This window comes from Arthrobacter sp. Cr_A7, from assembly GCF_029222765.1.
Lineage (GTDB): Bacteria > Actinomycetota > Actinomycetes > Actinomycetales > Micrococcaceae > Arthrobacter.
Genome location: NZ_JARHXQ010000155.1, coordinates 1 through 21,020 on the forward strand (window position 1 = coordinate 1; position 21,020 = coordinate 21,020).

The window sequence follows — 21,020 nt, forward strand, 5'->3', positions numbered from 1 at the left end:
CGGGGTCCGCGAACCCAGCAGGATCTGGCCGCCGTCCGGCACGGTGCTGTCCGCGTGCACGTGGACCCCGTGCTCAATGAGGACCCCGGAACCAATGCGCGAGTGGCTGCCGATGTGTACCCGGCTTCCAATCACCGTCGCACGACCGATGCGCACGCCGTCACCCACCACCGTCCGGTCGCCGATCCTGGCTTCACGGTCAATCCAGCTCCCGTGGCCGATCCGGCAGCCGGGACCGATCTGTGCGCCTTGCTCCACGTACGTCATGGCGCCGATGCGGGCGCTTTCGGCCACGACTGCCCCGGGCGCCACGAGGCCCCCGCCGTTGCCGTGACGGACGTAGCGGGTGACCTTCCCGGCGTCGTCCTCAACAGATACAAACTTCCCGTTCATTCAATCCCTCGTTTACGCGCGGGTAACTTACCGAACATTCAGTTAACGGTTGAGAACCCACAGGGATTCCCGCGCGGCCGCAAGGAACCTCAGCCCATGGGTGGTGCGGTAACGGCGTCCTCCTGCCCGGTCTCCTCTTCCTCTGTCAGCTGCAGGACCGTGCCCTGGTAAGCGGGTAGTTCAAGGAAGAAGCTGTGCAGGTCATCCACCTGGCCAACGGCATCGCCGGTGAACAGGTCGTGGACGGCAGCCCCGGGCACCAGGTGGCTGGACTGGATGCTGCCGGCAATGTCCTGGTCGGAGAAATTCAGCACCGTAACACCCAGTGCGCCGTTGTTCAGCCGGACCACCATCACCAGCAGTCCGCGGTTGGAGACGTCCGGTACATCCAGCAGGGCGCCGGTGGCGATGCCGCTTTCCTCGCGGACCGCCAGGATCCGCTGCAGGCGCCTCGCGAAGGAGGACGGGTTCTGCAGCTGCTCGGGGAGCGGGCCGTACAGGCTCCGGGCCCGGGGCATACCGGCGGAGGAGGTTACCGCGTCCGGGCTGGTGCCCATGATGTCGTGAGCACCGCGGTTGATCCAGCGGGTGTCACCCTGGGCGGTGAGTTCGGCGACGCTCTTGCGGTCCAGTGCCATGATGCCGGCCAGGTCCCAGCCGGAGAGTGCGAAGACCCCGGGCTGGAGCGCGTTGTACATGGCGAGGAGGATGTGGACATCCAGGATCCGCGACTCCTCTTCCGGGGTCACCGCTTGGGGGTCCTTGATGCCCAGCGCGGCCATGATGAAGCTGACCGACGTGCAGGCGATGCCGTTGGTGGTGAACAGGGCGTTGTAGGGGGCGTTCTCCCCGGTCAGGCGCTCCCGCATGGTCTGCTGCACCTGTTCGGCAACCTGGGCGCCCGTCAGTTCCTGCCCGTTGAGCTCGAAGATCTCATCCCGGTGCCCTGCGGCAAAGTGCATCAGCTCGTACGTCAGTTCGTCATGGTTCTGCAGGGCGTGGACCAGCGATGCCTGGTCGACGCCGATTTCCATGGACAGCTTGAGCGTCAGCCGCAGGAACTCGGTATCGGCGGTGACCAGCGCGTAGTGGTAGGCCGGCCGGGTGATGAAGTCGTAGGAAAGGTCCGGGCCCGCCTCGGACGTCGCCTTGATGTCGTCGATGGTCAGGTTCAGCTCCTGGAAGGAGAACCCGCCCACCTTGCGGATCATGGAGCCGATGAGCTGGTTGGCTGCCTCCGACAGCGGATGCCCCTCGGACCAGCCCGGCTGCTCCTCGGCGCTCTTTTCCACCCCGAGGAAGCCGTTGGCATCCAGCCGCAGTGCGCCGGTGCCCAGGTCCACCAGGGAGTGCAGTGCGTCCCCCACCACAAGGCGCATCCCGGCGAACGTCGGATCGAGCCAGTTGATGGACGGCTGGCCTGCCTTGAAGTAGTGGAGGTAGACCCAGCGGCGGGTCTTTCCGGTGGTGTCCACGATGGGCCGGGTGGCGCTCCAGTTGGTTTCCTTGACGCCCGGTTCGTAGAAGATCACGCGCTGCAGCCGGCCAATGATGTACCCGGCCTTCTGCAGCGCCTGCTCGGAATCGGGGCTCAGGTTGACGGAGTCCTGCCCCTCGGGGACGTCCGGCAGCAGGTGCCAGTCCTCCTCCGGGATATCCACCATGTGGTAGATGCCCGGGTAGTCCCGGAAATTCATCTCGGCCAGGCGGAAGTCCGCCCCCTTGCCGGTGTGGCCGGGAACAATGTCATCGATGATGGTTCCGCCGTGTTCCGCGGCGACCTCGCACATCCGGCGGAACTCATCCTCGGTTCCGAACACCGGATCGATCGCCATGCTGATCCGGTCGAAGTGCCCGTCCACGCTGGGCGTCTGGGACCAGCCGCTGATGCCTCCGGCCAGTTTCACCGGACCGGTGTGGATGGCCCGGATGCCTATTTCGCTGAACGCTTCCCACATGGCCGGATCGCCCAGGGCCGAGAGGAAGGACTCGGTGGACCTGGTGATGAAGGACAGCGGATAGGCAGTGAACCAGACGGGTGCCCGCTCCACGGCAGCCCGGGGGTTCGGGTGAGCGTAGGAGTTCTGCCACATGCTGGCTTGCCCGGAGAGCTGCCGGGCCAATGTGTTGGCGTCGCCGAGCATCGCCTGGTTCCGCAGCCATTCAACATAGGCCGCATTGCGTCCATCGAATTCGAAGGATGGCCTGGTGGCAAAGTATTGGCGCCGCCGGGCGGTGGGCCTTAGGGCCTTGGGCCGTGCCGGATAAAACTGCTCGTCGAAATTGACGTCCGGGTCCGCTGACGGTTCAGCAGCTGCTTCTTCGTTTTCGCCGGCAACGGTCTCCGCTTCAAAAACATCGTCGCTGGTCATCGGTTCCCGCATTGAGTCCTCTTTCTACAGTTGGTCCCGCGGTCCCAAGGCATACTGCCTGGCCACCCTGCTCATAGTCCAACGTACCCGGGGGCGCGGGGACTATTCGCGCGAACTACGAAACTACCAAGAAGTGGCTAGGACACCAGGGTGGCCGCGGCCGTGTCCATGTGCTCGAGGATGGTCTTGCGGACCAGGGCGGCGTCGCCGGTGTCGATGGCGGCGACGATGTCCCGGTGACGGTCCACGCTCATGTTGCTGACGCCCTTTTCCCGGCCGGCGAACATGATGGACATCCGGATGGAGCCTTCCAGCGATTGCCAGGAATGCAGGAGCGTCTCGTTGCCGGTCAGGCGGCACAGGGTGCGATGGAATTCGAGGTCCGATTCGATCCGTTCCTCAAGCGTCCCGTCAGCTGTCGCGCTCATCGCGTCGATAGCTTTGTGCAGGGACTGCGTGACGTGTTGCCGGTCCTGAAGTTCGCAGAGGGTCCGGGCGGCAAGCGACTCCAGGGCGGCGCGGACGGCGAAGATATCCCGGATTTCCTTTTCATCCAGGTGCCGGACGGAGAGCCGGCCGCGGGGACCGGCCGAGAGCAGGCCTTCCTGTTCCAGCTGGCGCAGGGCTTCACGGAGCGTTCCCCGGCTGATCTGCAGCATCTCGGACAGCTCGGTTTCCACCAGGTGCCGCCCGGGTTCCAGCTCGCCGCTGGTGATGGCGGTCCTCAGTGCCGCGAGCGCCTGCTCGCGCAGGCTTTTCTTTTCCAGTCCCAGCAGCGGGGCTGTCAGTCCGGCCATGGCTTCCGTCCTCAATGTTGTAAGTCGACTGTTTACAGTCGTACGTCGATACTACGACAGAAAGCACGGCACCGGCCGGGACCGGTGCCGTGCTCTTTGATGCTGTTGAAAGGTCAGCCGAGTTCGGCGAGGACCTTTGCGACGATCCGGTCCGTGGCAAGCCCGTAGCGGTCGTGCAGGGTGGGCAGGGCGCCGGCGTCGAGGAACTGGTCCGGCAGTGCCACGGGGACCACGCGCTTTCCTACGCCGGCGGTGACGACGGCGGAGGCGACGGTTTCGAACAGGCCGCCCACCACGGAGTGGTTTTCCAGCGTCACGGCCAGCCGGTCGGTGTTGATCTCCTTGAGGACGGTTTCGGCGTCGAACGGCTTGATGGTGGGGGCGTGCACGACGGCGACGTCCACGTTGTGTGCCGCCAGCGCCTTGGCCGCCTGCAGGGCGCGCATGGTCATCAGGCCGGAGGAGATGAACACAACGTCGTTGCCGCCGCGCAGGACCTTGGCCTTGCCGAGCTCGAACGTGTAGTCGTATTCGTCCAGGACGGTGGGCACGTTGCCGCGCAGCAGGCGCAGGTAGGTGGGGCCCTCGGACGCTGCGAGCTGGGGGACGGCCTGCTCGATGTCGATCGAGTCGCAGGGGTCCACGATGGTCAGGTTGGGCATGCCGCGGAAGATCGCCATGTCCTCGGTGGCCTGGTGGCTGGGGCCGTAGCCGGTGGTGAGGCCGGGCAGGCCGCCCACGATGTTGACGTTCAGGTTGGGCTCGGCGGCGTCCAGGCACAGGAAGTCGTAGGCGCGGCGGGCAGCGAACACGGAGTAGGTGGACGCGAACGGCACCAGCCCGGTTTCGGCCAGGCCGGCCGCGGCGCCAAAGAGCAGCTGCTCGGCCATGCCCATCTGGAAGAACCGTTCCGGGAATGCCTTGGCGAAGATGTGCATGTCCGTGTACTTGCCCAGGTCCGCGGTCAGGCCGACGATCCTGTCGTTTTCCTGCGCGGCCTTGACCAGGGCGTGCCCGAACGGCGCGGACGTCGTCTTCTGGCCCGGGTCAGCGAAGGAGGCGATCATGGCCGAGGTCTTCAGCTTCGGCTTGACGGCTGTCGTGGTGTTGGGGGCCTCGGTGGTGGTGCTCATGCTGAAGCCTTTCCTTCATAGCCGGCGGTGAGCTGCTCGCGGCAGGTCTGCCATTCGTGTTCTTCGATGCGCATGAAGTGCGCCTTTTCGCGGTTTTCGAGCAGGGGTACGCCGCGGCCTACCTTGGTGTCGCAGAGGATCACGGAGGGGCGTCCGACGGCGGCGGCCTGGGCGGCTGCGTTGTCGAAGGCTGCGAGCAGCGCGGCGACGTCGTTGCCGTCCACCCGCTGGGTGTACCAGCCGAACGATTCCCACTTTTCGGTCACCGGCTCGGTGCGCAGCACCGTGTCCGTCTTGCCGTCCGCCTGGAGGGCGTTGATGTCCACCATTGCTGTGAGGTTGCCCAGCTGGTGGTGGTGCGCGCCCATGGCCGCCTCCCACGTGGAGCCTTCGTCCAGCTCGCCGTCGGAGAGGAAGTTGAACACCCTCGAATCGGAGTCCTGGTACCGGAGGCCCAGGGCCATGCCGACGGCGATGGTCAGGCCGTGGCCCAGGGAGCCGCCGGAGATTTCCATTCCGGGCGTGTAAGTGGACATGCCGGACATCGGCAGCCGCGAATCATCCGAGCCGTAGGTTTCGAGCTCGTCGACCGGGACGATGCCGGCTTCGGCCAGCGCGGCGTAGTGGCCGATGGCGTAGTGGCCGGTGGAGAGCAGGAACCGGTCCCGGGCCTCCCAGTGCGGGTCCTCGGCGCGGAAGCGGAGCTGGTCGCCGTAGACCGTGGCCAGCATGTCCGCTGCACCCAGGGCCTGGCCCACGTAGCCCTGGCCCTGCACCTCGCCCATGTTCAGGGCGTGGTGCCGGATCCGGTAAGCCGCGGCGGCGATTTTGGCGATCCGCTCCTGAGCCGCTTGGCTTTTGATGGCCGGGGCTTGGACGGTTTCTGTTGGCATGGCTTGCTCCGTGTTCGTTTCGTGCGTGACGGTCATTAGACGCTCACCGTGTTGGGGGTGCTTTTGGTGGCTTCATCGGCCAGCTCGCGCTCGCGCTTTCCCCAGGTTTCACGGGTGGCGACTGCGGCCCACAGGCCCACTGCTGCGTAGGCGCCGAACAGAAGGGCCGGGCCCATCCAGCCGAAGCTGACGAAGAGCAGCGTGGTGACGAAGGGGGTGAAGCCGGAGACCATGGCGGAGATCTGGTAGGCAAGGCTGGCGCCTGAGGCGCGGGTCTTGGCCTGGAAGAGCTCCGGGAACCAGGCGCCCTGGGCGCCGGCAAGCGAGTTCTGGCAGACGGCATAGGAAATGGCGATGGTGGCGATGATGAAGAAGAACAGGCCGGTGTTGACGAGCAGGAACATGGGCACGGCGAACAGGACGGCGAAGGCGCAGGACCAGAGGTAGACCGGGCGGCGGCCGATGCGGTCGGTGAGGCGTGCCCAGGCGGCGGTGGCGAAGATGCCGATGAAGGATGCGATGCAGAGCGCTACGAGGGTCTGCGTCTTGTCCGCCAGCTGTTCGGTGTGCAGGTAGGAAATCATGTACGTGATGGACACGGCGTAGCCGGCAGTCTCAGCAACGCGCAGGCCAATGCCCTTCACGATGTTGCGCCAGTCGGTCTTGATGACCTCCACGATGGGCGACTTGACGATGTCGCCGCTGTCCTTGACCTCGTCGAAGACGGGGGACTCGGGAACCTTGGAGCGGATGATCAGGCCCACAACCACCAGCACGATGCTGGCCAGGAACGGAACGCGCCAGGCGAGCTCGCCGCCGAGGTTGACGCTGACCAGGAAGACCAGGTTGGCGAGCAGGAGGCCCACCGGGAAGCCGGCCTGGACAATGCCGGTGTACTTGCCCTTGGACTTCCACGGCGCGTGCTCGTAGCTCATCAGGATGGCACCGCCCCATTCGGCGCCGAAGGCCAGGCCCTGGACGATGCGGACAAACACCAGCAGCGCCGGAGCCAGCAGGCCCACCTGGCTGTAGGTGGGGAGCAGGCCGATCAGGAACGTGGCCACGCCCATCAGGATCAGCGAGGTGACCAGCACGGGCTTGCGGCCCACCTTGTCACCCAGGTGTCCACCAATGATGCCGCCCAGCGGGCGGGCAGCGAAGCCAACGCCCAAGGTGGCGAAGGCGGCCAGGGTGCCGGTAACGGGATCGCCGGTGGGGAAGAAGGCGGTCCCGAAGTACAGCGCAGCGGCGGTGCCGAAACCGATGAAGTCGTACGTTTCGATTACTGCGCCCACACCGGAGCCAATGGCGACGCGCTTCGCGTCCTTGGTGCCATGCACTGGACCGCGCATGTTCAGAGCATCTTTGCCCATGGTGGTTCCCTTTCGGAAAGCGGCTGGTTGGGGTAGCCGCTGTCGACGGTTAACAAAATGATAGGTCCAGTGTGATCGGGGTCATGGGTAATGTCAACAGTCAATGTCGGAGGTTGACTGTTAACATTGACCGGACTAGTGTGGTCCCCATCACGAATGCCCGTGCGAGCCGGGCCAGCCAACCCAAGGGACCAAAGATGTTCCATCACAGCCAAGGAGCACCATCATGACCACCATCCAGCGCACCGCAGTCCTCACCGGGGCAACCTCGGACCGGGGCATCGGCATCACCACCGCACGCCGCTACGCCAACCAGGGCTGGGCCGTGGTGATCCTGGACCTCGACGGCGAGAAGTCCGCCAAGGTCGCCGCCGAGATCGGCAACGAATTCAACGTCCCCGCCTTTGGCCACGAAATCGACGTCGCCAACGAAGCATCCGTCAACGCCGCCTACCAGGCCGTAGCCGCGGAGGTCACCGCCGGCAACCTGCCGCCGGTAGGGGCCCTGGCCAACATCGCCGGGATCACTTCCCCCGTCCCGTTCCTGGAGACCACCCTTGAGCTGTGGCACAAGGTGATGGACGTCAACGCCACCGGCACCTACCTGGTGACCAAGGCCTTCCTGCCGGACATGATCGCCAACGGCTGGGGCCGGATCGTCAACATGTCCTCCGTATCAGCCCAGCGCGGTGGTGGGGTCTTCGGCAAGGTCCCGTACTCCGCAGCCAAGGCCGCCATCCTGGGCCTTACCAAGGCCCTGGCCCGCGAACTGGGCACCACCGGCGTGACCGTCAACGCCATCACCCCGGGCGCCGTGGACACCAACATCCGGGTGGGCAGCACCGAGGAGCAGGAAGCCGCCATCAACGCCGGGATTCCGCTGGGCCGCAACGCCACCACGGAAGAAGTTGCTGCCGTGATCACCTTCCTGTCCTCCGAGGAATCGGCCTACCTCACCGGCACCACGGTGGACATCAACGGCGGAAGCCACATGCACTGACCGCGCCATGAAGTGGTTTCGCTTTCACGACTGGAGCCGGCTCGTCGGGATTCCCGTGGAGGTCCGGAAGGATTTCCAGCTGGTCCGGGCAGGGGTGGTGGATGACGCCATGCAGGATTCCTCCGCCCTCTGGCTTGCAGCGGACATGACAGCGGGCAGGGCCCTGTTCTCGGCAGCCGAGGGCTATGAGGTGTGGATCCATCCCCGCGAACTCGGCGGGCAGCTGTGCTACAAAATGGCGTCCGTCCAGCTGGCCGGACGGAAAACGGCTGCGGCGGCCGGGCGGGCGTAGGGCGGCGGGGCTGTGCATCCCGCCAGCCCGTTCCTACACTGGGGTGATGATCACAGTCACCGGAAGCGTGGAAACCAAGCTGTCTGCCGAAAAGGCCTTTGCCTTCATGAGGGAGTTCGAGAACACGAGCACGTGGGACCCCAACACTCCCGTGATGGACAAGCTGACGCCGGGCCCGGTGGCGGTGGGCCACCGCTACCACGCGGAGTCCGAATTCCGGGGGAAGCGCCAGACCCTGGAGTACGAGGTCATCGAGCTGACGGAGAACCACATCAAGCTCCGCGGCGAGAACAAGACCGTCACGGCCTTTGACTCCGTTGACGTCAGCCCGTCCGGCACCGGGTCGCTGGTGAAGTACACGGCCGAGTTCAGCATCAAGGGACCGGCCAAGATTATTCAGCCGCTGCTGAAGCCTGCCTTCATGCAGCTCCGGGACCCCGCGCTGAACGGGATCCGGGATACCCTCAACGCCCAGGCTGCAGGCTGACCCGGTTCGCCTCGAAGAACTCCCTGATGTCCCGGCGCGGATCCGCGTCCACCCGGGGTGCCGCGTCGAGGATCATAGTGTTGCGGTGCCGCCCGTATTCCGGCCACTCCAGTCCGGGCAGGACGGGTGTTCCGGTCCACGCGAATGACGCCCACGCGCCGCTCATGGTGTCGCTGAGGGATTGCGGTGCCCGGCCGCGGGTGAGGAAGGCAGCCTCCGGCGCATCCAGGTGCCGGAAGACGAACGGGATGTCCAGGGCGTGGCATGCTCCGAGCTTTCCGCCCATTGCCGGGCTGCGCCAGGTGAAAAGGTAGGAAAAGGTCCGGCCCGGCGCCCCGTGCCGGGCGCCACTACCGCGCGCGTCCAGCAGGTTGCTGCTGGGCTGGCGGTAGACGGAATCGGTAATGGCGGCTTCGAGGAGTTCCTTGCCGGACACATCCCGTGACAGGCCTGCGTCCCGTGACTGGCCGGCGTCCTGCGGCAGGCCGGCCTCCAGCGACAGAACCTTGGCGAGGGCGGCCGCGTAATCCGCCGTGCGGTCCCCGGCAATCCCGGCAGCCGTGAGCACGGGGGCCGCGCGTTGCGGATAGCCGGGATCCTCAGGGGCAGTCGGCCGCATTTCCACCGCGAAGGACCCCTCGTTGAGGTTGGTCCCGACAATAAGATCCACCCCGGCGTTGAGCCCTTGCCGGACCGCGTCCAGGGGCGGCTGCGGCAGTGAGGGCGTCCCCACCGTCGGCTGGAAGGGCAGGGGAACGGCGAATGTTTCCCGGCCCACCTCCTGCACCAGCTTTTCCTGGGCCTCCAGCAGCCGCTCCACGGGCAGGGCCAGCAGCCCGGCGGCCGAGTGGCTGTCCAGGCCACACAGGGCGAGGAACCTCCGGCTGATGCTGGCAGAGTCAGCGGGCGTGCGCCAGCGTTCGGCGGTGCCGCTTTGCATGATGGCCCGGCGGAACAGGCCTTCCGACGCCGGCATGCCCAGGAGGGTGCCGATGGCCGCGGCCCCGGCCGATTCCCCAAACAGGGTCACGTTCTGTGGGTCCCCGCCGAACCCGGCGATGTTGCGGCGGACCCAGCGCAATGCTTGGAGCTGGTCCAGGAGGGCAATGTTGGAGGAGTCTTCGTAGCCCGGTCCCAGGAGGTCCGCCAGGTGCAGGAAACCGAGCGCTCCCAGCCGGTAGTTGATCGTGACCACCACGGCATCGCCCGCGGCGGCGAGGTTGGCGCCGTCGTACATGCCGTCACTGTTGGAACCACTGAGGTAGGCGCCGCCATGGATCCACACCATCACGGGCCTGGCAGGGCCGTCCGTGGCGGGAGTCCAGATGTTGAGGTTGAGGCAGCCCCCCTCGCTCCAGATCCGCGGTTTGGCGCCGGGCGGTGCCGGCGACTCGGGGTTCTGCGGGGCGCCCGGACCCGGCGCGGTGCCGTCGAGCACACCGGGCCATGGAGACACGGGAACGGGCGGGCGGAAACGGCGTTCCCCCGTCGGCGGCTCCGCGTACGGGACCCCCAGGAAACTGCGGACCGGGGTGCCGTCGACTGTCAGCGTTGCGCCGTGGACGGCTCCGGTGTGGCTGGAGGCGGGCTTCATGGTTGACAGGTTACGTCCTTTGCACGGGTAGGCTGGAACTACCGTTTGGCAGTGAGCGGCCATGTTGTTATGGCTTTTCATTTTCGTCCGGGAGGAAAGATCCTTGGTGGTCACCGATGTTGCGGATGGCAGAGTCTTTGCCGATGTTGCAGCGCACCTGCAGGACCTGGTCCTCGGGAACCGCGGCGTGGAGCAGCTCCTTCAGGACCTCGCAGAGTACTCTGCCGCGCGCCTGGGCAGTGCCGGCCGGGACGTGTCCTGCGGCATCAGGCTGACCCGCCCCAAGAAGCCCACCGCCATGGCCGGCAGCAGCCCCGGCTCCTGCCTGCTCACCGAGCTGGAAGACACGCAGGGGGACGGCCCGGGCCTGGCCGCCATCCGGACCAGGGGAACAGTCCTCGTCCCGGACCTGGAACACGAAGACCGCTGGCCGGAGTACGTGGTGGCCGCCCGGGAGCAGGGCATCGGGTCTGTGCTGGGCATCCCGCTGATCCTGGAAGGCAAGGACCTCGGCGCTCTTACCCTTCACTTCGAGCAGCCGGGGGGCGTGCAGCGGTGACGACGCCGCCACCGCTGAGGCTTATACCGAACAGGTCTCCAAGGGGCTCACGCTTGCCCTGCGGATGGCCAAGCTTCAGGAGTCCAGGGACGGCATGAGTGCGGCCATGCAGTCACGGACGGTCATCGACCTGGCCACCGGTGCCATCATGGCGCAGAACCGCTGCAGCCAGGCCGCCGCCTTCCAGGTCCTGCGCGAGGCCTCCAATTCCAGGAACGTGAAGCTCCGGGACGTCGCGGCCACCGTGGTCTCCTCCGTGGCGGGCGGCACCGACACGTTCACCTACTTCGACGAGTAGGGATCCTGCCGTTCCTTCTGCGGAAGCGCGAGGAGGGAACCGCTGAAGGGCGCCCGAACCAGTGCGTTCGCCGCGGCACAGTGCTCATTCACTGCCTGGGTCAGGGCATCCCGGTCATCTTTTGACAGTGCCGCCGTCCCGGAGCTGTAATCCCTGATGTCCTGTTCGGAGGCGTCCCCGCCGAGGGCAACAAAGTCGAGCCACACCTCGGCGAGGTCGAGGCTGTGCCTCTTGATCACCGCTCCGGTCAGGGCCTGCTGGTCCGCTTCATCCATCGTCCCGTCCTAGCTTTGGGAGTTTTGTCCCAAGGGATTCGGAGCGGGCGGCCGGACTGATGGGTGAAGTGCCGGATCTCCCTAGGCAGGCTGCGTCACGTGTGAGAGCGCATGCTCACGGGCGAAGCCACCCAGCCAGTGGGCGCTTTCCTTCGGAGTGCGCTCCTGCGTGCCGCGGTCGACGGCGATGAGCCCGAACTTGGGCCGGTAGCCGAAGATCCACTCGAAGTTGTCGAAGGCGGTCCAGGCGATGTAGCCCCGGACGTCGATGCCGTCCGCCAGGCAGGCCGCGACGCCGTCGACGGCCACCTGAAGGTAAGCCACGCGCTGGGCGTCGTCCTCGGTAGCCAGGCCGTTCTCCGTCACCATGACGGGAATGCCCGCGATCCGGTGCGCTTCGCGGATGGTCGCCTCCAGTGCCTGCGGGTAAATTTCCTCGCCCATCTGGTTGACTTCCGCGCCTTCGGGCGCCGGTGCGTGGCCGTCCGGACCGTATACCGTGCGGCCGTACGTCTGGATCCCCACGAAGTCATCGCCCCGGGATGCTTCGAGGAAGCGTTCGTTGACGTCCCGGCGGACCCGGTCGGCCAGTTCGCGGCCGCCCTCGATGGACTGGATGTCCGAGTTGGCAAGCGTCCAGCCCACCTGCAGCCCGGGCCGGTGCCCCTTGATCGCTGCAGTGGCGGCCCGGTGAGCCGCCAGCTTGACGGCGAACCCGGCCTCGGTGGAGCAGAACTGGAAGGGCGCCACGGTGCTGGCATCCACGCGCAGGCGTTCCGCGGCGGCAGCCCACATGGGCACCGAAACCCGGTTTTCCGGCGCTTCACCGCCGATGCCGAACGATTCCAGCAGCCACGGCAGGTTCGGTTCGTTCAAGGTGCAGGCGACGCCGATCAGGTCACCCAGGTGCGCCATCACACGGTCGCAATAACGGGCAAAAAGCTCCGCCGTCCGCGGGCCCTCCCACCCGCCCATGGCCAGCAGCCACCGCGGTGACGTGAAGTGGTGGAAGGTCACAACCGGGGTCAGGCCATGGTCACGGCACGTTTCCAGCATGCGGCGGTAATGGTCCAGTTCGGCCACCGAGAAATGGCCTTCCTCGGGTTCTATCCGCGCCCATTCCAGCGAGAACCGGTAGCTGGTGAAGCCGAGTCCGGCGATCATGGCGATGTCCTCGCGGTACCGGTGGTAATGGTCCACGGCGTCACCTGAGGGCTCGGCAAAAATCGTTCCGGGCAGGTGCTCCAGGAGCCACGTGTCGCTGTTGACGTTGTTTCCTTCCACCTGGTGCGCGGCGCTGGCCACACCCCACAGGAAGTCGGGCGGGAAAAAGGGGGAGACGGTCATGGTGATCCTTTCGGTGCAACGCCGGGTCCCGGCGCCAGGCTTCGCTGCCTTGACATTCATCCTGTCCTGCGCCGTGACCCGCGCCACAGAAGTATTCCAACCAATGAAATAGTCGTGTCTGGCGAAAACGTGCCCACAGCATTCTTGAGGAAGCCGGCCACTCGCCTGGCCCACACAGTCCTCTCCGTTGTCACATCAGAATGCAAAGGCGCACTACATGAAACTCCTGAACTCCACCGCCCGTGCGAGCTCCGCCGTTCTGGCCGGCGCCCTCCTGCTGGGATCGCTCACCGCCTGCGGCGGCGGCTCCGGCCAGGCAGCCGCCAAAGTGGACACCAGCACCCTGACCCTCGCCATCGATAGCGACTCCGCATCCTTCGGCTTCGATCCGCTGCGTGTGTCGGCCGCCCAGCGGCAGTTCTTCGAAGGGCTCTACGAAAGCCTGATGACCCTGCAGCCGGACGGCTCGGCAGGCCCGGGCCTGGCCAAGGAGTTCAGCTACAACGCTGACAACACGGTCCTGACCCTGACCCTCAAGGACGACGTCACGTTCACAGACGGGTCAAAGCTCGACGCCGAACTGGTCAAGGCAAACCTCGACCGCCGCTCCGACCCGGCCTTGACTGCCTACTCCGCCGTCGCCAAGGGCGGCGCGCAGGAGATCGCCTCGGTGGACGTCGTCAGCCCCACGCAGGTGGCCCTGACCTTCGCCAAGCCGCAGCCGGGGTTCGAAAAGAACCTGGCCTCCACCACCGGCATGATCGTCGGCAAGACCGCCGTTACAGACACCGCGAGCCTCGCCGCAACCCCGGACGGCTCAGGCCCCTACACGCTTGATCCCTCCACCGTGAAGGGCAACAAGTACGTCCTGGTCAAGAACAGCAAGAGCCCGGAAGCCTCCAAGTACGCCTTCGACAAGGTCATCTTCAGTGTGGTCCTCGACCCGCAGGCCCGGGCGAACGCCCTGGTCTCCGGCCAGGCCGACGTTGCCATGCTGACGTCCTCCACGGTGGACTTCGTGAAGACCAAGGGCGTGGGGGTGTCCCAGATTGGCGGCACGGTCAACACCATGATCTCCTTCGACAAGATCGGCAAGACCGCACCGGCGTTCGCCGAGGAAAAGGTCCGTCAGGCCATCCAGTACGCCATCAACCGCCAGGCCTTGGTGGACGCGCTCCACAAGGGTGACATCCCGGCCTGGAACGCCCTGCCCAAGGACTCCGCCGGCTTCACCAAGGACCTGGAAACGGCGTTCGCCTACAACCCTGAGAAGGCCAAGAGCCTGCTCGCGGAAGCCGGCTACCCGGACGGCTTCGAGTTCACCATCATTGCCGGCGCCCAGACCCAGACGGACCTGCAGGCAGTCCAGAAGGACCTCGCCGCCGTCGGGATCACCATGAACGTCAAGATGGCCGCCTCAACGGACGAGGCGTTCGCCGCCGTCGCCACCACCCCGCTCGGCTACGCACCGCTGAACTGGGACAACCCCGTGGGCGTGATGTACGGAGCAGTCCTGAGCGGCTTCACCAACGTCCAGAAGGCCACCGACGAGCAGCTCAGCGCCGCCACCGGTGAGCTGGCTGCCGCGAAGGACGACGCCGCCGTCAAGGCCGCGGCCACCAAGCTGAACACCCGGCTGGTGGAATCCGGCTGGATGATTCCGCTGTACGAGGCCCTCACCAACCAGGGCTACAACACCAAGAAGGTGGCGCCGGTGGAGTTCGCCGGCACCAACGCCTACCCGCTCCTCTCGTCCTACAAGCCGGCCAGCTAACACCCGCACCTGCCGGGCGGGCCCTCCCCCACAAGAGGGCCCGCCCGGCAGGGCCTGACCGATGGAGGTCACCATGGCACTATTCATCACCAAACGCCTGCTGATGGCGCTTGCCACCGTTCTGGTGGTTGCGGTGCTGGCATTCCTGCTGGTGCACGCGATGCCCGGCAGCCCCGGAGCCGTCTCGCTCGGAGCCGGCGCCACCCAGGAGGCCATCGACGAAGTCAACCAGCGGCTGGGCTGGAATGATCCGCTGCTGACCCAGTTTGTCCGCTGGCTGGGCGACGCCGTCCAGGGCAATCTCGGCACTTCGCTGATTGACGGCCGCTCCGTCAGCGCCGACCTGGCCAGCAGGCTTCCCGTCACCGCGTCCCTGGCTGCCGGGGCCACGCTGCTCAGCGCTCTTTTGGGCATCACCCTGGGCGTCACCGCCGCGGTCCGCGGGGGAACGGCAGACCGCATCATCGGCGCTGCCTGCGGCATGGGTGTGGCCCTGCCCAACTTCTGGGTGGGCGTCATCTTCGTGTACCTGTTCGCGGTCCAGTCCTCCATCTTCCCCGCCACCGGCTACGTCCCGTTCGAGGCATCCCCGCAGGACTGGGCACTGTCCCTTGCCCTGCCCGTCATCACCCTGGCAGTGGGCGGCGCAGCGTTCATCGCCCGCCAGACCAGGGCCTCCATGCTTGAGGCGCTGCAGCAGGAACACATCCGGACCCTTCGCGCCACCGCTACCCCCACCTGGAAAATCCTCTACGTCCACGCCCTGCGGTATGCCAGCCTCCCCATCGTTGCCGGCATCGCACTGCAGTTCATCCAACTGTTCGGCGGCTCCGTCATCGCGGAGCAGCTGTTCGCCATGCCGGGCCTGGGCCAGGCTGTCCAAACCTCCGTCAGCACCCATGACGCTCCGTCCGTCCAGGGCGTGGTGGTGATCGCCACCGTTGTGGTGGTTGCCGTGAACCTGGTGCTGGAACTCGCCACCAAGTTCCTCGACCCGAAGTTGCGTGCCTCATGATCCCCTCAGTTGCCCCTGCCCCCGCGGGTTCCCCCGCCGAGGCTCCCGCCGCCGGTGCCGCAGCGCCCACGGTGTCCCGCCGGCCGGCACTTACCCGCTTCTCCGGGAGCAAGCTGTTCGCCTCACCGGGAAGCCTCGCCGGGGTGGCCTGGCTGGCCGCCATGGTGGCCGCGTCCGTGACCGCGCCGCTCTGGCTGCCCTTCAAGACCGAGGACCAGGACTTCACCGCCGTCCTCTCGGGCCCCACGGCCGCGCACTGGCTCGGTACCGACGAACTGGGCCGGGACCTCCTCAGCCGCATTTTCGCTGCCGCGGCCGGGACCCTGGGAACGTCCATGATCACGGTGCTCGTCGCCGTCGGGCTCGGAACCATCCTGGCCATGCTGGCAGCCGCCGGCGGGGACCGCACGGAGTCGGTCATCAGCCGCACCACCGAGATCATGATGTCGATCCCCGGCACCGTGATCATCCTCGCCGTGATCGGCGCGGTGGGCACCAACATTCCCGTGGTCATGGCCATCCTGGGCATCCTCATTTCCGCCGGCATCTACCGCGTCATGCTGGGCCAGGCCAAGTCGCTGCAGTCCCAGCTGTATGTGGACGCAGCCAAAGTGGACGGCGTCAGCATGCTCGGGATCAGCCTCCGGCACGTCCTTCCCGGACTGACCAACACCATCGTGGTGCAGTCCGCCCTCATCTTCGCCGTCGGCATGCTGATCCAGGCCGGCCTCGCCTTCATCGGGTTCGGCCCGCCCATCCCGCAGCCCAGCTGGGGCGGGATGATCCAAAGCGCGTCCCAGCACGTCTACGACGCCCCCTGGCTGATGGTTCCCACCGGCGCCGTGCTGGCCCTGACCGTGCTTGCCGCCAACGCCATCGGCAATGCCCTGGGCAAGTCGCCCAACGCCACCGCCTCCCACCTGCCGTCCGCAGCAGCCCGCCGCCAGCGGGCAAAGGCCGTCTCCGCCATCGCTGCAGCATCACCGGTAAACCCGGAGGAGGCACCGGCGCAGGACCAGCTCAGCGTCCGGAACCTCTCCGTGGGCGTGGACGGCAGCGTCCGCCTGGTCACCGACGTCTCGTTCGACGTCGAACGCGGCACCGTGCTTGGCCTGGTGGGAGAGTCCGGCTGCGGCAAGACCATGACCGCACTTTCGCTGCTGGGACTGCTGCCCTCCGGAGTGTCCGTGACCGGCGGGGAAATCCTCTGGAACGGCAGGAACCTGGCCGCGGCAACTGACAAGGACATGGAAGGCATCCGCGGACGGGAAATCGCCCTCATTTCGCAGGAACCCATGCGCGCCCTGGACCCGATGTTCACGGTGGGCTACCAGCTCACCGCGGCGATCCGCCGCCTCCGTGGCATGGGCAAGGCCGAAGCCCGCACCGAAGCCCTGGGCCTGTTGCAGAAGGTGGGCATCGTGGACGCCGAACGCATCCTGAAGACCTACCCGCACCAGATCAGCGGCGGCATGGCACAGCGCGTCGCCATCGCCCTGGCACTGTCCGGCAGGCCCCGCCTCCTCGTTGCCGACGAACCCACCACCGCCCTGGACGTGACAGTGCAGGCGGAAATCCTCTCCCTGCTGCGCTCGCTGGTGAAGGACACCGGCATGTCGGTGGTCATCGTGACGCACGATCTCGGCGTGGTGGCCGACATCTGCGACAGGGTGGCAGTGATGTACGCGGGCCAGGTGGTGGAAAGCGGCCAGACCGCCGGCATCCTGGACAACCCCCGGCACCCGTACACCCTGGCGCTCCTCGCAGCTGATCCGCACGCCAATTCCGCCGCGGACATGCCGGAGCGGCTGGCAACCATCAGCGGCCAGGTGCCGCAGCCCAAGGACTGGCCCGCAGGCTGCCGGTTTGCCGCCCGCTGCCAGTTCGCCGGCTCCGCCTGCGCCGCCCCGGTGCCGTTGCTGCCGTCCGGTTCGGAATCCGGGCTGGTCCGCTGCGTCAAGGCGGACGAACTCGCGGTTGAGGGCCTGGCATGGGTGCCCACCGAAGTGCCCACCCACCGTCTGCTGGACGTTACCCCCAAGGTTATGACTGTTGAAAAGGACCTGGCATGAGCATCGAGACCCCGGCCCGACAGGCACCAGCGGCCGTCCTGGCCACCCCCATCCTCGAGGTCAAGGACCTCGTGGTCTGGTACGGCCGCGGCCGCAAGGCTGCCGCAGCCCCTGCCGCGGTGGACCGCGTCAGCTTTACCATCCAGCCCGGTGAGACAGTTGGCCTGGTGGGGGAGTCCGGCTCCGGAAAGTCCACCATCGGCAAGGCCATCCTGGGCCTGCAGAAAGTCTCCGCCGGATCCATCAGCTACCAGGGCAAGGACATCACGCACGCCGGTTCCGGCCGGCGGCGGGCCCTGGGCAGCGAACTGCGGGCTGTCTTCCAGGACCCCAACTCCTCGCTCAACCCCCGCCAGACAGTGGGCGCCTCCCTGGCCGAGCCCCTCCGGATCCGCGGCGTTGCCGCACCGGATGCCCGGGACAGGGCAGAAGCCATGCTGGAACGCGTGGGCCTTCCCCGCGAAGCCGTGGACCGGTACCCCAGCCAGTTCTCCGGCGGCCAGCGCCAGCGCATCGCCGTGGCCAGGGCGCTGATCTGCGAACCCAGCCTGGTGGTGTGCGACGAGGCCGTGAGCGCCCTTGACCTTTCCACCCAGGCCCAGGTGCTGAACCTCCTGGCGGACCTTCGCGATGAGCGGGGACTGAGCTACCTGTTCATCGCCCACGACATCTCCGTGGTGCAGTTCCTGGCCCAGCGCGTCGTGGTGCTGTACCGGGGGCAGGTGATGGAGAGCGGGCCTGCCGCCGCCGTCACCGAGGACCCGAAACACCCCTTCACCCAGGCGCTGGTGGCAGCGTCCCCCGTGCCCCGGCCGGCCGAGCAGGCCGAGCGGCGAACGCTGCGTGAATCCATGGGAGTGCGGACGGCATCGTCGGTTTCCGCCACCCCGGGCGGCTGCCCGTTCCGGCAGCGTTGCCCGCTCGCCACTGAACTGTGCGCCACGGAACGTCCCGCCCTCCGCGTGGTGGGCGGATCTGACGTCGCCTGCCACTACGCCTGACTCCACCACTGCCCCAAGCACGCCTCCCTGCAGACCTATAGAACGGAACACTTCATGACACCCACGTGGCACGCCGCCATGATTTCAGCGCAGCAGGACTTCGACGGCGCCCCGCGGCTCCGCAAGGAGTTCCGGCTTGAGGAGGGCCACGGGGCCGTGGTGGAGGCGACGCTGCGCGCCACCGCCTTCGGTGTCTACCAGGCCTTCATCAACGGCGCCCCGGTGGGCGACGACGTCCTGAGCCCGGGCTGGAGCTCCTATGAATGGCGGCTCCGCTACCGCACCTACGATGTGACGGCCCTCGTGGGACCGTCCACCGTGATCGGCGTGGAACTGGGCAACGGCTGGTACCGCGGCCGGCTGGCCTGGCACGGCGAATCCAACCTGTACGGCAGCGAGCTGGGGTTCTACGGGCAGCTGGACATCGAATACGCGGACGGGCACGTGCAGTCCGTCGCCTCGGACAGCACGTGGCAGGCCGGCCCCTCCGCCACCACCTTCAACGAGATATACGATGGCCAGGTCATCGATGCCCGCCGCACCCAGCCCGGCTGGGCCGGGCCCAACTTCGAGGGCGGCGGCTGGACGGGCGTGCGTGAGGTGGAGTTCGACGCCGGCAGGCTCGCAGAGCCGGTGGGCCCGCCCGTGGTGCGTGCCGGCGTCGTCAAGCCCGTCAGGGTCTTCACCTCACCCGCCGGAAAAACCCTCGTGGACTTCGGCCAGAACCTGGTGGGCTGGCTGCGGTTCACGGTCCAGGGCGGGCCGGGTGAGGTAATCACGCTGCGGCACGCGGAGGTGCTCGAAGACGGCGAGCTGGGCGTCCGCCCGCTGCGCTCGGCCAAAGCCACGGACACGTTCATCCTCTCCGGAGGGCAGGACTTCTTCGAGCCCACCAAGACCTTCCACGGCTTCCGCTACGCCGAGGTGACCGGCTGGCCCGGGACACTCAGCGAGGACTCCCTCGAAGCCGTGGTGGTCCACTCCGAACTGGAGCGCACGGGGACTTTCGAATGCTCCAACGAACTGGTCAACCAGCTGCACCGCAACATCGTCTGGGGGCTCCGCGGCAACTTCCTGGACCTCCCCACCGACTGCCCGCAGAGAGACGAACGCCTGGGCTGGACCGGTGACATCGCCGTGTTCGCCCCCACCGCCGCGTTCCTCTACGACGTCAAGGACTTCCTGCAGGACTGGCTGCTGGACCTCGCCGCCGAGCAGGAAGCCGCCGACGGGCTGGTCCCCATCACCGTCCCGGATATCCTCAAGTACTGCCCCCAGCCGCCCGAATTTCCCAAGCCCGAGTCATCCGCGCTGTGGAGCGAAGCCTCCGTCTGGGTGCCGTGGGCGCTCTGGGAGGCCTACGGCGACATCACCGTGCTGCAGAACCAGTACGCGTCGATGGCCTCGCACATCCGCCGGGTGGAGGGCCTGCTCTCACCCACCGGGCTGTGGGACCAGGGCTTCCAGTTCGGCGACTGGCTGGACCCGGACGCCGCACCCGACGAGCCCTGGGCTGCGAAGGCCGACACCGGCGTGGTGGCCACCGCCTGCCTCTACCGCACCGCGCGCATCACCGCCCAGACCGCCAGGCTCCTGGGCAAAACGGACGACGCCGCGTACTTCGAGCGGCTTGCCGGCCGGGTCCGGGCGTCCTTTGCCGAGCACTATGTGGCCGCGGACGGAACCATCCGCAGCGACTGCACCACCGTCTATGCCCTGGCCATTGCCTTCGACGTGCTGCACACCGAGGGCCTGCGGGAGTTCGCCGGGAATCGCCTGGCGGAGCTGGTCCGGGATAACAACTACCGCGTTTCCACCGGGTTTGCCGGCACCCCGTTCATCACGCACGCCCTCACGGACACCGGCCATGCCGACGAGGCCTACCGCCTGCTCCTGGAAGAGGGCTGCCCCTCCTGGCTCTACCCCGTAACCATGGGTGCCACCACCGTCTGGGAACGCTGGGACTCCATGCTGCCGGACGGGACCATCAACCCCGGCGAGATGACCAGCTTCAACCACTACGCCCTGGGCGCCGTGGCCGACTGGATGCACAAGGCCATCGGCGGCATCCGGCCCCTCGTGCCGGGCTACGGCAAAGTCAGGATCGCGCCGCTGCCGGGGGTCGGGATCGACTGGGCCAGGACGTCGCTGAAGACGCCACACGGCACCGTCAGTGTGGAATGGCGGCTCGACGGCGGCGCCCTCCACGTGGAGGCGACGGTCCCTGACGGGGTGGAGGCCGACGTCGACCTTCCGGGCCGCGAGCCCTTCACTGTCCAGGGTGGCACGCACCGCTTCACGGCGGATGCGGGCCTTCTGGCGACGTAGCCGACTTGGAAAAACCG

19 protein-coding genes are annotated in these 21,020 nt (G+C 67.1%); 10 read left to right on the forward strand and 9 right to left on the reverse strand.

Annotation, left to right across the window (positions count from 1 at the left end):
- The 6 genes from P2Q66_RS09660 to P2Q66_RS09685 form a co-directional block, all read right to left on the reverse strand.
- Positions 1-393 (reverse strand): DapH/DapD/GlmU-related protein (locus P2Q66_RS09660; RefSeq protein WP_275727568.1); only part of this gene is annotated, 393 nt, incomplete at its 3' end.
- 89 nt (positions 394-482) lie between these two features.
- Positions 483-2,777 (reverse strand): maltose alpha-D-glucosyltransferase, encoded by a 2,295-nt coding sequence (gene treS / locus P2Q66_RS09665; RefSeq protein WP_275727569.1) that lies wholly within the window; start codon positions 2,775-2,777, stop codon positions 483-485.
- A 125-nt stretch (positions 2,778-2,902) separates the two neighbouring features.
- Entirely contained in the window at positions 2,903-3,562 is a 660-nt protein-coding gene (locus P2Q66_RS09670; protein WP_275727570.1) for a GntR family transcriptional regulator, read from the reverse strand.
- Between the two features lie 113 nt (positions 3,563-3,675).
- A complete protein-coding gene (locus P2Q66_RS09675; RefSeq protein WP_275727571.1) occupies positions 3,676-4,695 on the reverse strand; it encodes a transketolase C-terminal domain-containing protein in 1,020 nt (339 codons plus the stop codon).
- Positions 4,692-5,588 carry a transketolase gene (locus P2Q66_RS09680; protein ID WP_275727573.1) on the reverse strand — a complete coding sequence of 299 codons (897 nt, stop codon included), beginning with the start codon at positions 5,586-5,588 and terminating at the stop codon, positions 4,692-4,694. Before P2Q66_RS09680 ends, P2Q66_RS09675 begins: the two co-directional genes overlap by 4 nt.
- A gap of 35 nt (positions 5,589-5,623) precedes the next feature.
- Positions 5,624-6,961, reverse strand: a complete 1,338-nt coding sequence (locus P2Q66_RS09685; RefSeq protein WP_079596769.1) for an MFS transporter — start codon at positions 6,959-6,961, stop codon at positions 5,624-5,626.
- A 226-nt stretch (positions 6,962-7,187) separates the two neighbouring features.
- On the opposite strand from P2Q66_RS09685, the gene P2Q66_RS09690 reads away from it, so the two are divergent.
- From P2Q66_RS09690 to P2Q66_RS09700, 3 genes are read left to right on the forward strand one after another with little or no spacing between them, the layout of a single operon-like run.
- Positions 7,188-7,961 (forward strand): SDR family NAD(P)-dependent oxidoreductase, encoded by a 774-nt coding sequence (locus P2Q66_RS09690; RefSeq protein WP_079596768.1) that lies wholly within the window; start codon positions 7,188-7,190, stop codon positions 7,959-7,961.
- 7 nt (positions 7,962-7,968) lie between these two features.
- Positions 7,969-8,253 carry a hypothetical protein gene (locus P2Q66_RS09695; protein ID WP_079596767.1) on the forward strand — a complete coding sequence of 95 codons (285 nt, stop codon included), beginning with the start codon at positions 7,969-7,971 and terminating at the stop codon, positions 8,251-8,253.
- 46 nt (positions 8,254-8,299) lie between these two features.
- A complete protein-coding gene (locus P2Q66_RS09700) occupies positions 8,300-8,740 on the forward strand; it encodes an SRPBCC family protein (protein WP_079596766.1) in 441 nt (146 codons plus the stop codon).
- Here P2Q66_RS09700 and P2Q66_RS09705 read toward each other — a convergent pair.
- Positions 8,718-10,334, reverse strand: a complete 1,617-nt coding sequence (locus P2Q66_RS09705; protein ID WP_275727576.1) for a carboxylesterase/lipase family protein — start codon at positions 10,332-10,334, stop codon at positions 8,718-8,720. The genes P2Q66_RS09700 and P2Q66_RS09705 overlap by 23 nt on opposite strands.
- 61 nt (positions 10,335-10,395) lie before the next feature.
- Between P2Q66_RS09705 and P2Q66_RS09710 the strand changes: the two genes are divergently transcribed.
- Positions 10,396-10,893 (forward strand): GAF domain-containing protein, encoded by a 498-nt coding sequence (locus P2Q66_RS09710; protein ID WP_275727577.1) that lies wholly within the window; start codon positions 10,396-10,398, stop codon positions 10,891-10,893.
- Positions 10,894-10,957: 64 nt separating this feature from the next.
- Positions 10,958-11,191 carry an ANTAR domain-containing protein gene (locus P2Q66_RS09715; RefSeq protein ID WP_275727579.1) on the forward strand — a complete coding sequence of 78 codons (234 nt, stop codon included), beginning with the start codon at positions 10,958-10,960 and terminating at the stop codon, positions 11,189-11,191.
- Here P2Q66_RS09715 and P2Q66_RS09720 read toward each other — a convergent pair.
- Positions 11,176-11,466: a hypothetical protein gene (locus P2Q66_RS09720; RefSeq protein ID WP_275727581.1), complete on the reverse strand. Its 291-nt coding sequence runs from the start codon at positions 11,464-11,466 to the stop codon at positions 11,176-11,178. The genes P2Q66_RS09715 and P2Q66_RS09720 overlap by 16 nt on opposite strands.
- An 81-nt stretch (positions 11,467-11,547) precedes the next feature.
- Complete coding sequence (locus P2Q66_RS09725; protein WP_275727583.1) at positions 11,548-12,813, reverse strand: family 1 glycosylhydrolase; 1,266 nt, start codon at positions 12,811-12,813, stop codon at positions 11,548-11,550.
- A 217-nt stretch (positions 12,814-13,030) separates the two neighbouring features.
- Here P2Q66_RS09725 and P2Q66_RS09730 point away from each other — a divergent pair, with 217 nt between their 5' ends.
- The 5 genes from P2Q66_RS09730 to P2Q66_RS09750 all read left to right on the forward strand — a co-directional run bounded on the left by P2Q66_RS09730 (position 13,031) and on the right by P2Q66_RS09750 (position 21,003).
- On the forward strand, positions 13,031-14,587 hold the full coding sequence (locus P2Q66_RS09730) for an ABC transporter substrate-binding protein (protein ID WP_275727585.1): 1,557 nt from the start codon (positions 13,031-13,033) through the stop codon (positions 14,585-14,587).
- Positions 14,588-14,648: 61 nt separating this feature from the next.
- The gene (locus P2Q66_RS09735) at positions 14,649-15,602 is read left to right on the forward strand and encodes an ABC transporter permease (RefSeq protein ID WP_079596761.1); all 954 of its coding nucleotides are present in this window, start codon (positions 14,649-14,651) and stop codon (positions 15,600-15,602) included.
- On the forward strand, positions 15,599-17,674 hold the full coding sequence (locus P2Q66_RS09740) for a dipeptide/oligopeptide/nickel ABC transporter permease/ATP-binding protein (protein ID WP_275727589.1): 2,076 nt from the start codon (positions 15,599-15,601) through the stop codon (positions 17,672-17,674). The genes P2Q66_RS09735 and P2Q66_RS09740 overlap by 4 nt, the downstream gene beginning before the upstream one ends.
- The gene (locus P2Q66_RS09745; RefSeq protein WP_275727591.1) at positions 17,671-18,675 is read left to right on the forward strand and encodes an ABC transporter ATP-binding protein; all 1,005 of its coding nucleotides are present in this window, start codon (positions 17,671-17,673) and stop codon (positions 18,673-18,675) included. Before P2Q66_RS09740 ends, P2Q66_RS09745 begins: the two co-directional genes overlap by 4 nt.
- Before the next feature lie 54 nt (positions 18,676-18,729).
- Positions 18,730-21,003 carry an alpha-L-rhamnosidase gene (locus P2Q66_RS09750; RefSeq protein WP_275727595.1) on the forward strand — a complete coding sequence of 758 codons (2,274 nt, stop codon included), beginning with the start codon at positions 18,730-18,732 and terminating at the stop codon, positions 21,001-21,003.
- The last annotated feature ends 17 nt before the right edge of the window (positions 21,004-21,020 follow it).